Source organism: Shewanella sp. 0m-6 (assembly GCF_052977325.1).
In genome coordinates this window covers 141,540-157,105 of record NZ_JBRIMD010000005.1, presented here as the reverse complement: position 1 = coordinate 157,105, position 15,566 = coordinate 141,540, and the positions used below count along the sequence as shown (strand labels likewise).

Here is a 15,566-nt window from a genome sequence, read left to right as displayed (position 1 = left end):
TTCATTGTTTCCCCTCTTCAAGCACTTCACTTTGGTGATAAACCATTGCAGCCGATAGCACACCTGGGATAGCATTAATCGTTTCGATATCTGTCATTAATGACTTCTGGCTTGCACCTTCTAGCACTACGACCAATTTAACTTCGTTATTAACCGATAGATCTGCATTTGCCATTTTTATAATGGCTTGCCTAACCTCGGACATCTGCTCTGGTTGCACTTGGAGTACCAAGCTTGTTACGTGAAGTTCAATGCTCATCAATATCACTCATTTATTTATATATTTAATTTTATGGGTTTAACCAGCACCCGGTGGACCGGTTAGAATTTGGCTAAACCAAATCGCAAAGCCTAAGCCTGATACAAGCAAAACAGATAAAAGTGGGGCGAGAAACACAGTTAGAAAAATGAATATTCTAAACTCTAGTTTTTTCTCATCATTTGGTGTGGAACTCATAAATCCTCCAGCAAGTGGGGCTATTTAACATTTTTATTGGGCACTGATTTAGGTTAAAGCTAGAAAATTAACGACCTATCGCAGCCATTCACTATGTACTTTCATCTTGCTTAAAATGATATCAATAAGTTAACAATGTTATGTATACCCACAATTCGGTAAAACCATACCCGAGTTGATCTAGATCATCATTTTTAAACCAGAAGTATCAAGAACACCCTTCCTAAGCACATAAACCGATTAATTAACCAATAAAACCACTCATTAAGCTATTCATAAGATTCTAAATAACGATGCAAACCAGGTTGAATATCGAACAAACCACTTAGTTTTTTAACAAAGTATTCACTAAGAGGTATTAAGCATATTTTAATAATGGGCAAATAACGTACAGGTGACTATTAGGGGGATGTGGTTAAAGGCGAATGGACAACCATATTGCAGCAGAGTTGAAGCAAGAAAATAAAGCTGGGGCAAAAACGATGGGGAAGCGGACTTTTATCTATAAAAAAACGCACGACTATGAGCCGTGCGTTTTTCAGTGCTAATCAGGTGCTACTGAGTTAACTTATACCTGCGCTATCTGGTTCAAAATACGCTTCTCCGAAATAGGATAAGCCGTACCTAAAACCTGTGCAAAACAAGATACTCGATACTCTTCAATCATCCATCTCGCTTCTATCAGCTCATCTGGTACCGGCATAGATTTAGGCAACTTTGCCATTTGCGCCTTAAGTACCTCTTGCACCTTATTGATGCTGTGCATGTGGATCCTGTCGCGATTTGGGTCAACCGGCAACTTCTCTAAGCGATTTTCAATCCCTTTCAAGTAACGATTAAGATCACCAAGACGCTGCCAGCCAGACTGCTCAACAAACCCTTTAAACACCAGTTGGTCTAATTGGCTTTGAATATCACTCATCGCAAAGGCGATATCCAAGCTGATTTTACCTTTAAGGCGCTTTTTGATGCGGTTGAAAATCGTTAAGATCTCTTCAACTTTTAACGCTATCTTTTCTGCTGTCGGGTTCAGTTCTTGCCTAACCCAATCCTTAGCCTCGGTAAAGGCAGATTGTGAGCGCACATCAATGCCCTTCTCATCCAGTAACTGCTGCACAGCTGCCGACAAGATATCATCAATTAAGATATTCACTTGGCCAAAGGGATTGAAATACATCGCCAGTTTGGCTTTATTTGGCAGTGATTTCTGCAGATGTTTTACCGGTGATGGAATATTGAGTAACAGTAAACGTTGCAAACCAATTCGATGCTGTTTTTGTGCTTCAAATTCGTCATCAAATAATTTGATCGATACCGATGTTTTATCGTCCACCAGTGCCGGAAACGCTTTAACTTCAAAGTTACCTTTCTTTTGTTCAAACTGTTTAGGTAGATCGCCAAAGCTCCATAGCTCAAGTCCTTTTTTCTCAATACCTGAGTCAGCAACTTGACGAATAGCCTCTACAACTTGGCCCTGCATGCTCGCTTTTAACGTCTCTAAATCTCGCCCTTCAGCGAGCAACTTCCCCTTGTCACCTTCAACCTTAAAGTTAACTAAAAGGTGTTTAGCAAACTGAGTCGAGTCAAAATCATCGGGCGAAATACGGGTACCACTCATTCGCAGCAGTTGCTTACACATAGCCTCGATTAATGGCAGCTCAAACGGCGTCATCGCTTGTAAACACGCCTTTGCATAGTCAGGTGCTGGCACAAAGTTACGTCGAAGCGCCTTAGGCAAAGACTTAATTAGCGCGATGCATTTCTCTTCACGCAGCCCTGGTACAATCCAGTCAAAATCCGTATCATCGACTTGGTTGATCAACGCGACAGGAATATGCACAGAGACACCATCATCGGCTGTCGATGGTTCAAAGTGGTAACTCACCTTGAGGATTAAATTACCTTTATGCCATTTCTCAGGAAAATCCAGTAGCGAGATATGATCACTACTACGCTGCATCAAGGTTTCACGTTCGAAATCCAATAGATCGGGCGTAGTCTTTTTAGCGTCTTTCCACCACTTTAAAAACTTAGGCGCATTGTAAATGCCATCAGGGATTTTCGGCTCATAAAACGCATACAAAGCTTGTTCGTCTACCAAAATGTCACGCCGACGTGATTTGTGCTCTAGCGATTCAATATCTAACAACAACTTTTGATTTTTTATGAAAAAAGCTTCGTTAGTTCTGAGTTCACCATCAGCAAGTGCCGAGCGCACAAAAATCTCGCGCGCTTCAACCGGCTCCACAGGGCCATATTGCACCTTACGACGGTTCACTATTTGCAGGCCATAGAGCACTTGGTTTTCTAGCGCGACTACGGAGCCAAGCTTGGATTCAAAATGCGGCTCGACATAGTTCTTCTTCACCAAGTGCGTAGCCAAAGGCTCAACCCACTCAGGTTGAATTTTAGCGCAGCAACGGGCAAATAAACGTGAGGTTTCAGTCAGCTCTGCTGCCATTATCCATTTAGGGCCTTTTTTCGCTAACGGCGATCCTGGAAACACAAAAAACTTACGATTGCGCGCACCTAAATACTCTTTATCTTTATCTTTAAAGCCGATGTGACTCAGTAACCCTGTCAGTAATGAGCGATGCAACGCTTCGTAATTGAGCTCTTCAGTCGGCGCATTTAGCTTCCATTTCAGCTCATGGGTCGCTTGCCTGAGCTGGGTGTAAAGGTCTTGCCACTCACGAACGCGTAAATAGGCGAGGAACTCACTCTTACACTGCTTTCTAAACTGGCTACTCGACAACTCTTTCTGGCTTTGCTTTAGGTAATCCCACAGGTTTAGCCATGAAACAAAGTCTGAGTCTTTATCACTAAAGCGATTATGGGCCTGATCTGCCGCTTGCTTCTTGTCCATTGGCCGTTCGCGTGGATCTTGAATAGATAGGCCCGCAGTGATCACCAGTGATTCATGCAAGCAACCATTTTGCTGCGCTTCAATCACCATACGTGCAAGACGCGGATCCACAGGGATATGAGCAAGCTGACGCCCAAGTGGTGTTAAACTTAGCTGATCTTTCTTCTTAACTACCGCCTGTAACTCTTCAAGCAACATAAAGCCGTCACGAATGTAGCGCGCATCAGGTGGCTGAATAAACGGGAACCCCTCGATATCGCCAAGGCCAATCGACAGCATCTTTAAAATAACAGAGGCTAAGTTGGTCCGTAGGATCTCAGGATCGGTAAAGCCTGGGCGTGAGATGAAATCATCTTCACTATATAATCGAATACAAATACCTGGCGCGACACGACCACAACGCCCCTGTCGTTGGTTGGCACTTGCTTGCGAGATAGGTTCAATCGGTAGTCGCTGTACTTTGGTGCGGTAACTATATCGGCTAATACGCGCTGTACCTGGGTCAATGACATAACGAATACCCGGAACCGTTAACGAGGTTTCGGCGACGTTCGTTGCAAGTACAATGCGACGGCCCACATGGCTCTTAAAGACTTTTGATTGCTCGCCATAAGACAAACGCGCATACAGTGGCAAAATTTCTGTATCGCGATACTGACGCCGGTTTAGCTGCTCGGCAACATCACGAATTTCTCGCTCACCGTTCATAAAGATCAAGATATCGCCTAGACCCTCATTTATCAGTTCATCGGTGGCGGCAAAAATACCTTCAATAAGATCAAGATCCTCATCTTGGTCTTGCACCAACGGGCGATATCGCGTTTCAACAGGATAAGTACGTCCTGAGACTTCAATCACGGGGGCATTGTTAAAGTGCTTTGAAAAACGCTCAACATCAATGGTTGCAGAGGTAATAATCACTTTAAGATCGGGACGTTTACTTAAGACGTTTTTCAAATAGCCCAAGATAAAGTCGATGTTAAGGCTTCGCTCGTGAGCCTCATCGATAATGATGGCGTCATATTGGTTGAGGTATTTATCATTGGTTAATTCAGCCAACAAAATACCGTCAGTCATTAACTTAATATATGAGTCATTATTAATCGCATCGGCAAAACGTACTTTAAAGCCCACCGCCTCACCAAGAGGTGTATTCATCTCTTCAGCTATTCGCGTAGCAACACTTCGCGCAGCCAATCGACGCGGCTGGGTGTGACCAATAAGGCCACGAGACCCTAAACCCAGTTCTAAACAAATTTTAGGCAGCTGAGTGGTTTTACCTGAGCCCGTTTCGCCCGCGACAATCACCACTTGATTGCCTGAAATCGCATTGCTGATCTCATCACGTTTTTGCGATACAGGTAAACTATCTGGGTAGCTGATTTTTGGGCGATTAGCCAAACGCAGTTCGACTTTTTGACGCGACTCTAGTGCTAACAGCTCGAGCTGTTCAAGAGTGGCTGTTTTTGCCTCTGAGTCAGGCTCTTTTCTAAGCCTAAAAAGACGACGCCTAATTTTGGCGGCGTCAGCTTCATAACAGTGTTTTAAGAATGCGTTAGATAAAGGATGCTGTTGCGAACTCAAGTGCAAATTCCATAGCCAGGACGAAGGAGAGTGATCCTAGCAAGGAACGCAGGATGTTGGTATAGCTGGCTTGAAAATACTTTGTCTTAGTAAGGCTAACTCGGCAGATTTGTGGCTAATGAGGTATGCTCTGTCGCTAAAACGAAAAGAGAGTCCGCAATGCCGCCAACTCTCAATATCACAGACCCATAAACTCGGCGCTGAAGTTTTTAAGCTGGCGTTAGATAACACTGCTGCATGTAGGTATTAATCGCCTGCAATACATTGGTCCGATTAATGGTGCCAACCACTTTGCCATCTTCAATTACCGGGTATACTTTTGGCTTAGGGCCTAACATCTGCTCCGCTAACTGCAATACACTGGTGCTTGGAGTCACAGATAATACATCGGTACGCATACAATCTTTGACGATTGCAGTTAAATCGCAGTGATAACTACTTTTGAGCATCACAGCAAGGCAATCCTGCTGCGATAAAAAACCCACTAACCGACCATCATCTTCGACCACTGCGGCGCCCAGTTTCTTGTTATCCAAAAGACGTTCTACTGCTGTTGCTAGTGACATGGAAGGCGATAACAACACTGGCTGGCGATCCATATGTTCTTCTACATTGATTGAATCCATTTCAGTCCCCTATTTAGCTACTCTTTTTTAGTTTAGCTAACATTTGTCAATTCAGGTGGAGAATGAAAGCAGTACTTCATATCAAGTGATGTGATAAAGCAGTAAAAACGGCATTCTATTTGTAGCATAGCTAAATTTTTGTAACGCTACTTATAATACGATTCGATTCCTTAAATGCTGAAATAACTTGCTTGATATCATTTGAGCCAAAAATGACACCATCGATATCGAGCCCGCTAAATAATGCATAGGTAACCAAATTCAATTTTTGGTCTTCAACATCAGAAAAGCCGGATGAAAATATATATTCACCGTAGAACATACCACCAACACAGATATCATTCCGTATTGTGTGAATATAATCATTTCCTATTAACATTATGGATTCATGACTTTTCGATATTGGTATGTTATCGATGCAACTGCCTTTGCTTTCGGTTAGTCTAACTGAATGCCTTCCATCAAAATAGTTCTCAAGCTCAACTAGAACTTTATTACCATTATCTCGTTTCGTTCTATTTATTGCTCGGACAGTAAAGTTTTGTTGTTGTTGAACAACCCAATTCTGTTGTTGAATTGCACTTTCTGTAGTCTGACTCTCCAGCGGTTCATATCCAGCACAGCCAGTCAAACCAAGGAAATTAGTAGCAATTAGCAGTATAAAAAATTTTTGCAATTTAAAAGTTCTCAATATAACTAACCTTGGTGGATATTTGTTTACTTTATAGATATTGCGTTTTTAAGCACTGTCAAAACTTACAAACAAACATAAATCCATTTAGTTAAGCAATTGTATTTAAGGTATAATACGATAAATCGCAAACAGTAAAAGTTCAACTTATTACTGTCAACATTTTGACTTACGTCGCAAATATATATGTGCAATATTAATTGACCAGATAACTAATCTGTATGGATTATTCCTAATTAGTTTATAAATAATCTGACTGAATCTGTAATACCTTAGGTCAAGAGCCTACCTTCTCAATAAAAGGGCAATTAAAGTCGATTTAAGTTATATGCCTGCAAGGGAGCTTCTGCAATCACATATTAGCAAAACAACATAAACATATCTTTTAGTCTATTTATTCAAGGCATAGGCAAAATCAACATTGATTTAGGAGCTTAAACTGAAGTGTATAGAAAGCTTAACTTTATACACCGATGCTTTAGGGATGCTAATAAGAAAGTACTAAAGCCGTGTATTTGACAGATGTGATGAGCGAGTCTCTATGGATGGGAGCTTGGATAAATAATTATCTTAAATGCTTAATCTAGGGCTGTCGTTGAGGTTTGGGAAAATCTAATTGATGATAAGCCTCAATTAAAGTAGATGGTTTATGGCTTTACATGAAAAAGCCGAAGCAATGCCTCGGCTTTCAGTATATCAGTTCACATCTACTTACAAAGTGGCTCTCTGAAACTTACGCCAGTGTCCCACGGTTGCTCAATCCAGGTATCTTGAGCGATATCGACAATATAGTCATCGACCAAAGGTTTACCCGCAGGCTTTGCACAAACGGTGACAAACTTAGCCTTAGGGTAGATATCACGTACGATTTTAGCCGTTGAGCCACTATCAACAAGATCATCGATTACAATAAAGCCTTCGCCATCGCCAGGCGCTTGCTTAATGATCTTCGTTTCTCTTTGGTGGTCGTGATCGTAACTTGAAATACAGATCGTATCGACATGGCGAATGCCCAATTCACGAGCCAAAATGGCTGCAGGTACTAAACCACCGCGGCTAACTGCAATAATGCCTTTCCACTGCTGTGCAGGTAACAGGCGCTCAGCCAACTCACGGGTATAACCTTGCATTTGATCCCAAGTGATCAGAAATTTCTTGCTCATGTGCAACCTTTTTATGCGAATACGCTATTTTAGGGGAAAGAGATTGCGCGGCATTTTGGCTTTTTATTCAAAACCATACAAATATAAGTTCGTGACCCAATTCACATATTTTAACTAACGGGTCATTGGACATCAGCTAACGACTCGCGTTAATGCCAAAGCGTTAATCTATCGGTCTCATTGTATAGATATTTGTTAATCAATTTGTTGGTGCCATGATTATAAACACGTTGAGCCGAGGTTTAGGAAATGAGTATTTTGCGCTAAAAATTGCTAGGCATGGGTAAGCTATTTTAGATCAGCACTTTTTAATTGTTGATATTTGTCTAATACACCATTACGGGCCAGGCCACGCTTTACACTGCTGCACAATTTTCCAAAGCGGCGTATTTCATCAAATTGGGGGGTTCTGCCATTTGATATTGCTGACTCCCAGTAGCTTAATTCGCTATCCACTAACTCTATGAGTTTCTTCGGACAACCTATACAGCTGCCATCTGGGCCGCAGACAAAAGTTTCAGGTTCATATAATGGGAGCTCCTGCTTAACCTGCTCAATAATGTTTAGCATAGCCGTGGCACGATCGGGCTTAGTCTCTTTATTAGGAGTAGGAGCTGTTTTAGGAGCGGTTTCAACAGCTATAGTTTGCTTCGTCATAAAATGCTTAAACAGTCAAAATCTAGCTACATTATATAAGCTAGTGGCTCTTTACATTAGTGAATATTTATTTAAGTACTTATTTACTAAAACACTCGCTTATCTGAGCTCGTACTCGTTTAAGCAAATACTCACTTTAGCAGTCACTTATTTACGTAGGTATTTATGAGCGAGTTTCTTAAGTGAGTCATCGCGTTTTTCCCTTTACCTAAATCCCTTTTTCTAGCTTCCTTTTTCTAACTCCCTTGTTCTAGCCATTTTCTCTAGGTTTAACCCTCTATAGAAATAATATTGCACCGCTTTAAAATATCGTAAATAGAGGTGCACGATAGGAAATGTTTACCTTCCGTGCACATCACTTCACATTAAAGATCTGACCAAATCATCACTTGCGCAGGTTCGTTGTTTTTTCGAGTCGCTCGGTACATGCCTTCGGTATTAAAAGGGGTGGCGATATTGCCTCGTTGATCGATTGCAATCACACCGCCTGTGCCACCAGCCGTGATCAAACGTTGATTTATCACTTCATCGGCCGCTTGAATAATGGACTTGTTTTGGTATTTCACTTTTGCACAAATATCGCCTGCCACGTGGTAACGTATAAAATACTCACCATGGCCCGTTGCCGAGACTGCGCAAACACCGTTCTCAGCATAAGTTCCCGCACCTATCACAGGCGAATCACCAATACGGCCAAAGCGTTTAGCCGTCATACCGCCCGTAGAGGTGCCGGCTGCAAGGTTACCGTTTTGATCTAAGGCTACTGCGCCTACCGTGCCAAATTTATAGTCAAACTCACTGTAATCAAGGGCGCTTTGCTGATAATTATGGTGCATATTAGCACCAGTACTGGCTTGATAATCTGGATTCGACTCCGCTTTTTGGATTTTTTCTTTGGCAGTTTTTAACTGTTGATAACGACTTTCTGTGTCAAAGTGATTAGCCGGTACTAACGTGAAGCCTTGAGTTAAGGCAAACTCTTCAGCGCCCTGACCCGCAAGCATCACATGGGGAGATTTCTCCATGACGGTTACAGCCAAATCGATAGGGTTTTTAATGTGTCTTACCCCTGCGACAGCCCCAGCATTCATGGTTTTACCGTCCATGATAGAGGCATCCATTTCGTGGCTGCCATCATAAGTGTACACAGCGCCAAGTCCAGCATTAAAAAGTGGGCTATTCTCTAGGATATTTATTGACGCTCGAACAGCAACTAAACTGTCGCCACCTTTAGCGAGAATATCATAGCCAGCATCCACAGCTTGTTGTAATTTTTCCCGATACGCAGTTTGCTGCTCAGCGGTTAAATTGGCCTTGGAAATAGTGCCCGCACCACCATGAATCGCAATTGAGAATGGTTTATCACTGGCCACCACATTTACAGACAAGAATGACGATAAAACAACCAACATTGTAGAACTGAACGACTGATACTTCACAAACCGCACCCAATTATATTTATTTGCTCTCTTTGTAACTATTTTCGGCCATAATTACAATCAGCAACTTGCTTGAGTGCACTATTCTAGTGACAATAGGCTGTCCTAATAATAAGAGTCTAATTTTGTTGATAAGTTTAATCCGAATGCTGAGCTTAATCTTGATACTTGTCACTCTGACAGTAACAACGTTTTCCGCCCAGGCAAATGACTGGTTAACACTTAACATAAAAGGTGTTGAGGGAAGCCTTGCACGTAATGTTCAAGCTCACTTAGGCACCTTACCCGACTCCAGCGTACAACGCCGAGCCTATATCTTTAACGCCGAAGATAACATTAACGCCGCGATGCACTCTATGGGCTATTACCACAGTAAAATATCCCAGCAGATCATCAACAATGAAAAGAAAGCCTGGGTGCTCAAGATTAATATTGATGCGGGACCACCGACATTAATCAGTTGGGTTGATATTCAAGTTAAAGGTGAAATGCGTAATGACCCCATTTTTGAAAAATGGCTCAGTCAATTAACGATCCGTCCTGGAGATAAACTCAATCAAGGTACTTACGACGATATCAAGTCTCAACTACTGACTCTCGCTCTGGCTAGAGGCTACTTTGATGGTAAGTTTGATTTAGCTCAAATCGCCGTCAATCGTGACTTTAACACTGCAGAAATCTCACTTTATTATGACTCAGGTAAGCGATATCACATTGGTAAAGTCAGTTTTACAGGCTCTACCTTAGAGCCACAAATTTTAGAACAGCTGATCCCTTTTAAACTTGATGCCCCCTATAGCACCGCTAATTTAGGTCAATTAAACAGACAACTGTTAGATACCGGTTACTTTTCTAATATCAAGGTGTTGCCTCTTGTTGATCAAGTAAAAGACTTACAAGTTCCGATTCGTGTCGAACTGAGCTCTCGACCTTATCATTCAATAGAGTTAGGTCTAGGTGCAGATATCGGTAACACTGTCGATAACAATCTTGAACCTAGAGTACGAGTCACTTGGCGTACCCCACAAATTAATAAATATGGTCACTCACAGGAAACGACTGCCGAGTGGTCACCGGATAAACCTAAGTTTTTAACGACTTATACTATCCCCCTCACCCATCCCATTGACGATCAGTTAAAGATCCGAGTTGGAATGCTACGGGACAAGTACGGTGTTACACAGGTATACAATGCCGACGAGCGCCAATTTAATAATACCGGGCAACTTGAATCGACCAAAACAGTATTAGCGGTGATAAGACATCAACGCCTTGAAAGTAAATGGCTGTTTAACTATTCAGCCGAAGTGATGAGCGAGAACTACACTCAATCGGGGGTTGACTATGATCCTAGATACGTTTTATTTGGCACTAGCCTCTCTAAAACGGTTCGTGGTGATAATTCTCTCGATCCCAAATCAGGTTTCTTTCAATTCTATAGTCTCGAATATGCCGACCCTAATTTAGGTTCGGAAGTTAGGCTTGCACGTTTACAGTCCAAGTTCATATGGATAGATACATTTTTTGAAAAGCACAGGATCGTTTCCCGCTTAGATATGGCAGCCAACTTAACCAGTAACAATTCACTGGCAGAGATCCCGCCTTCATTACGTTACTTTGCAGGTGGAGACCAAAGTATTCGTGGTTATAGTTACAATGAGCTAGGCCCTTATATTGACAGTGTTAATGCCGAAGGAGAAGTTGTCAGGGAGGTTGTTGGTGGGCGTTACTTGATGGTCGGCAGCTTGGAATATCAATACTATTTAACGCCACATTGGCGGGTTGCAACATTTATCGATGCCGGTAATGCTTTTGACGTTAACCAAGTAGAACTTGTGACTTCCGTCGGTGCAGGTATTCATTGGATCTCACCTATCGGCCCCGTTAAACTCGATATCGGTATCGGTTTGAAAGAGACTGATACTATTAGTCGCCCTTGGCGAATTCATATCACTATGGGGTCGGTGTTATGACGACTTCTGAACAACAGTCACAAACCACATTCCCCCAGCAACCAGCAGCAAATAAACTCAGTTTGAAAGCTAGAGTATGGCGTTGGTTTAAACGAATAAGTCGGGTGATTATTTACACGCCACTGCTTATTTTAGTCTGCGCCGCAATATTAATTGGTACACAGTTTGGCAGTCATATTGCGGTAAAGTTGGCCAACACCTTGGTGCCTGATTTGGAACTTGATTACAAGTCAGGTCAAATTAACCGCCAACTTGAACTCAATTATGCCGCTTGGCAAATGCATGGCGTTAAAGTAGAGATCTCAGATCTGGTGCTTGCTTGGAATCCCATGTGCTTAATGCAAAAACAACTTTGCGTAGAGCAGTTAACTAGCTCAAAAGTCAATGTTGAAATAGACACTGCACTTCTTGGTGAAGAATCCCCAACACAAGCTAAGACAGAGCTCGCACTTAACAATGACCATATCCAGAACTCATCGTTAACCGTAGCCCCTAATACCCTTGCCAGCAACGTCAATAATAACGCTCTTACTACTGGTTCAACACAGAGTGATTCAACTGAGCGCAGTAACACTAAGAGCAATGAAACTGAACCCGATAAAACTAAGAGTGATGAAACAGAAAACCAAGAGATCACTCTGCCATTTGCGATTACCTTAGTCAGCGGAGCCCTACAAAACGTCACTGTTCGCGTGAATGATATGGACTTTAACGCCAATCAGCTCAATTTAAGTGCCGAGTGGCTTGCAACGGGGATCCGTGCAAGCTCCATTTATTCTGAAGGCTTACTTGTCTCTATTCCTTTCGAAGAGACCACACCGGAACAAGCACTGACCACGACTATCTCGCCGAAAGAGAGCAACAAAACCAAAGCAAAACAGACAAATCCAGATATAAATAAAGCGACTGAAGATTGGGCTATGGCAAATCTTCCACCAGTATTTATGCCTATTCCAGTCTTTGTTGAAGCCTTAAATATCGACAATGGTGACTTGGTGCTTGGGCCGCGTAAAGATCATTTTAGCCACCTGCACTTAAGTGGCAGCTACCAACAGTTTTTGATCAATATTGATGATTTTAAAGCTAGCCACAGTTACGGTGACGTTAGCCTTATAGGACAAATGTCGCTTATTGACGATTATCCAATGGATATAAAGTCCTCCATATCACTTCACCAAGTCACTGAATTGCCAGGACTTGAAAAACAAAACGTCAACATTACCGTCAAGCAAGGCTTTAAGGATCTTACAAGCCATATCGTCGGTAGCGGTCAATTCAGTTTCGACATCAACTCGACAATCGACCTCACTAAGCCAAATATTCCCTACCAACTAAGTTTGAACGCTAAAAAGTTACAATGGCCACTAAAAGACGCTGAGTATAGTGCCGCCAATATTACGCTCACCAGCCAAGGCGACTTAGGCACTCAAAGTGTAACGATGAGAAGTTTATTCTCCTCAAACTACCAACCAACGCTCGAGATTGACGCTGTACTGAAACACGCTAATAGTCGTGTTGATATTGAAAAACTACACGCTTATAACGACGCCCTTGGCTCAGTCATCCTACAAGGCCAATTTAAATATGGTGAGCAATTAAGTTGGGACGCCAAAGTTGCTGCGCAAAACTTCGATATTAGTCAGCTAAAAGTAACACAGAGCCAAGTCTTGCCTAACAGTGATATTACTGGCCCTTTAAATACTAGCGGTAAGTTCAGCCTCGCCGACAAGACTTGGTCTATCGATATTGAACAAGCTAACCTTAGTGGGCATGTTATGCATTACCCGCTCAATGTTGACGGCGGGATCGCCATTAACAATAAATGGTATTTAAGCTCTGATGGCCTCAATGTTACTGCTTTACAGAGCCGACTATTTATCCAAGGAGAAGTCGATAAGCGCTGGGCGTTGACTGGAGAGCTTAATGTGCCCAATTTAAGTCTATGGCAGACTGATGCCAAAGGGACCATTAACGCAGATATTAATGTATCGGGTGAAAACGAACATCCCGATATTGCGGTCTCGCTCAATGCTAACGAACTGCAGTTTTTAGCGCTAGAGCTTGCAAATTTGTCGCTAGCTGGACACTACAAACCATTCGATAAACAAGCTTTTAAGGCTGCACTCAACTTGCAAGAGTTTAGCTACCAAGATCTCGACCTCTCCAGTATCGTGGTAAACACAGAGGGGGATTTAATCCAACAGTCACTCACTCTCAAATCAGATGGCGATGTTAAACTGACAACGGATATTAGCAGTCAGTACAACGAGCTTAAACAACGTATTAACGCGCGGGTTAATCGGCTTTCACTAAATTCTAAACTCGGTGATATTAGCCTTGAAGCACCGATGACTGCTGAATATAGTTTAGATAAAAATACAGGCAACATCGCACCATTTTGCCTGTCCCACATCGGTGGGCAATTATGTGCAAAGATGCCAATTCAACTCGGCCTAACTGGCCAGGCTGGAATCGAATTTGTTGGTGATCTAGGCGTCTTAGTCGAACCTTGGTTACCTGAAAGCCTTGATTGGAAAGGCCCAGCGACATTAACCTCAAACTTACAATGGTTTGAAGATAAAAAGCCCACCGGCAATGTAGAATTATCGCTATCACAAGGCCATATCGACTTTAAAGCAACCAATAATAGTGATGTCGCTATTGGCTATAAGTCGCTACTGCTACGTAGCCGGTTAGATGAAAAGCAGCTGGTTAGCTCACTGTCTCTGGAATCCCACGACATCGCCAGTATGGATGCCAATCTGGCGATTAATGTCAGCCCTGATAGAAAAATGCAGGGACAACTGTCGCTACAACAAATTAACTTACAAGCTTTAGCTGAATTACTACCTGAGCTTGAAGTCCTCGAAGGACAAATCTCAAGTAAATTGCAAATAAGCGGTAGCTTAAACGAACCTCAAGTATCAGGTGAAGTATCACTCAATAAGGGGTCAATCATGGCTACAGCAAACCCGACATTATTAGAAGATATCGATCTCGATTTTATCTTTTCGGGCAAAAAAGCAAAAATTGATGGCGAACTCAAAATGGGCAAAGGAAAAGCCTACGTCGACGGCCAGCTAGATTGGGCACAACAAAAGCTCAAAGGTGCTTTCGGTTTAAAGGGTAAAGACTTAGCCGTGATCCAACCGCCGCTTGCTATTTTAAATGTAGGAACGGATTTACAAGTAAAATTCACCGATCATTCTTTCGATATTAGTGGTGATATCAATGTGCCATCAGGGCACATAACCATAGTACAACTGCCAGAAGGCGGTGTTGCCCTTTCAAAAGATGTCGTCTTTACCGACAGCCAGGCATCTGAGCAAGCAAAAGTATCACCGCTCGCCGTGTCAGCCCAAGTAAACTTGAATGTTGGCAATAATCTACGCGTCGATGGCATGGGGTTAACAGGTAAACTGCAAGGTCAGTTAGAATTAAAACAAGATCCTTTTAGACCTCCTTTACTATTTGGAGAAATCAAGGTCGTCGACGGCAATTACAAATTTATGGGGCAAACTCTACAAATACGAGCAGGCGAAATGCAGTTTGTTGGTCCTATTGACGTGCCAAACCTTAATATTGAAGCGGTTAGAGTCATTAAGGATGAAGATGTTGTTGCAGGCGTGCGCATCACCGGCACCCCGATGAAACCCATTGTTAATCTATTTTCAAATCCTGCCAAAGAGCAGGCTGAAATTCTCAACTATATTGTCAGAGGGACTGGGTTGAGTGACAACAGCATAGATCAAAATAGCGGCTTAATGATGGGAGCCGCCCTTTCATTGAGCAGTCAAATTGACGGCGGCGCTATTGGTAACATAGGTAATACCGCCACCAGCATTATTGAGAAGATTGGCTTCTCTAATGTGCAACTCGATGCAAATGATGATGGTCGCTTCGCTATCAGTGGCTTTATCGGTGACAAACTGATGATCAAATATGGTGTTGGCGTATTTAACCCAGGTTATGAAATGACAGTTAGATACTACCTGTTATCGCAATTGTACCTAGAAAGTGTGTCAGGCTCCATTGAGCAGTCTCTCGATCTCTATTACCGCTTTGACCTGTAGCCCAATAATCACTATCTGTTGCTCAGTTAATACTAAA

10 protein-coding genes are annotated in these 15,566 nt (G+C 42.4%); 2 read left to right on the top strand and 8 right to left on the bottom strand.

All coding sequences use genetic code 11. The features are described 5' to 3' along the window. Position 1 precedes the first annotated feature (1 nt). The 8 genes from ACVBJC_RS05825 to ACVBJC_RS05790 form a co-directional block, all read right to left on the bottom strand. Positions 2–259, bottom strand: a complete 258-nt coding sequence (locus tag ACVBJC_RS05825) for a chaperone NapD (RefSeq protein WP_447159895.1) — start codon at positions 257–259, stop codon at positions 2–4. A gap of 39 nt (positions 260–298) precedes the next feature. Beyond that, complete coding sequence (locus ACVBJC_RS05820) at positions 299–457, bottom strand: periplasmic nitrate reductase, NapE protein (protein ID WP_012155661.1); 159 nt, start codon at positions 455–457, stop codon at positions 299–301. Positions 458–1,025: 568 nt separating this feature from the next. Then, positions 1,026–4,907 carry an ATP-dependent RNA helicase HrpA gene (gene hrpA, locus ACVBJC_RS05815; protein ID WP_447159896.1) on the bottom strand — a complete coding sequence of 1,294 codons (3,882 nt, stop codon included), beginning with the start codon at positions 4,905–4,907 and terminating at the stop codon, positions 1,026–1,028. 209 nt (positions 4,908–5,116) lie between these two features. Continuing rightward, the gene (locus ACVBJC_RS05810) at positions 5,117–5,533 is read right to left on the bottom strand and encodes a CBS domain-containing protein (RefSeq protein WP_447159897.1); all 417 of its coding nucleotides are present in this window, start codon (positions 5,531–5,533) and stop codon (positions 5,117–5,119) included. Between the two features lie 130 nt (positions 5,534–5,663). Next, entirely contained in the window at positions 5,664–6,224 is a 561-nt protein-coding gene (locus ACVBJC_RS05805; protein WP_447159898.1) for a hypothetical protein, read from the bottom strand. A gap of 707 nt (positions 6,225–6,931) precedes the next feature. Next, entirely contained in the window at positions 6,932–7,387 is a 456-nt protein-coding gene (gene gpt, locus ACVBJC_RS05800) for a xanthine phosphoribosyltransferase (RefSeq protein WP_447159899.1), read from the bottom strand. Positions 7,388–7,675: 288 nt separating this feature from the next. Next, positions 7,676–8,044 (bottom strand): hypothetical protein, encoded by a 369-nt coding sequence (locus tag ACVBJC_RS05795; protein ID WP_447159900.1) that lies wholly within the window; start codon positions 8,042–8,044, stop codon positions 7,676–7,678. Positions 8,045–8,409: 365 nt separating this feature from the next. Further along, positions 8,410–9,456 carry an isoaspartyl peptidase/L-asparaginase family protein gene (locus ACVBJC_RS05790; protein ID WP_447160015.1) on the bottom strand — a complete coding sequence of 349 codons (1,047 nt, stop codon included), beginning with the start codon at positions 9,454–9,456 and terminating at the stop codon, positions 8,410–8,412. A 173-nt stretch (positions 9,457–9,629) separates the two neighbouring features. On the opposite strand from ACVBJC_RS05790, the gene ACVBJC_RS05785 reads away from it, so the two are divergent. Both ACVBJC_RS05785 and ACVBJC_RS05780 read left to right on the top strand, forming a co-directional pair. After that, a complete protein-coding gene (locus ACVBJC_RS05785; protein ID WP_447160016.1) occupies positions 9,630–11,456 on the top strand; it encodes an autotransporter assembly complex protein TamA in 1,827 nt (608 codons plus the stop codon). Next, positions 11,453–15,529, top strand: coding sequence for a translocation/assembly module TamB domain-containing protein (locus tag ACVBJC_RS05780; RefSeq protein ID WP_447159901.1), 4,077 nt, complete (start codon positions 11,453–11,455; stop codon positions 15,527–15,529). The genes ACVBJC_RS05785 and ACVBJC_RS05780 overlap by 4 nt, the downstream gene beginning before the upstream one ends. The last annotated feature ends 37 nt before the right edge of the window (positions 15,530–15,566 follow it).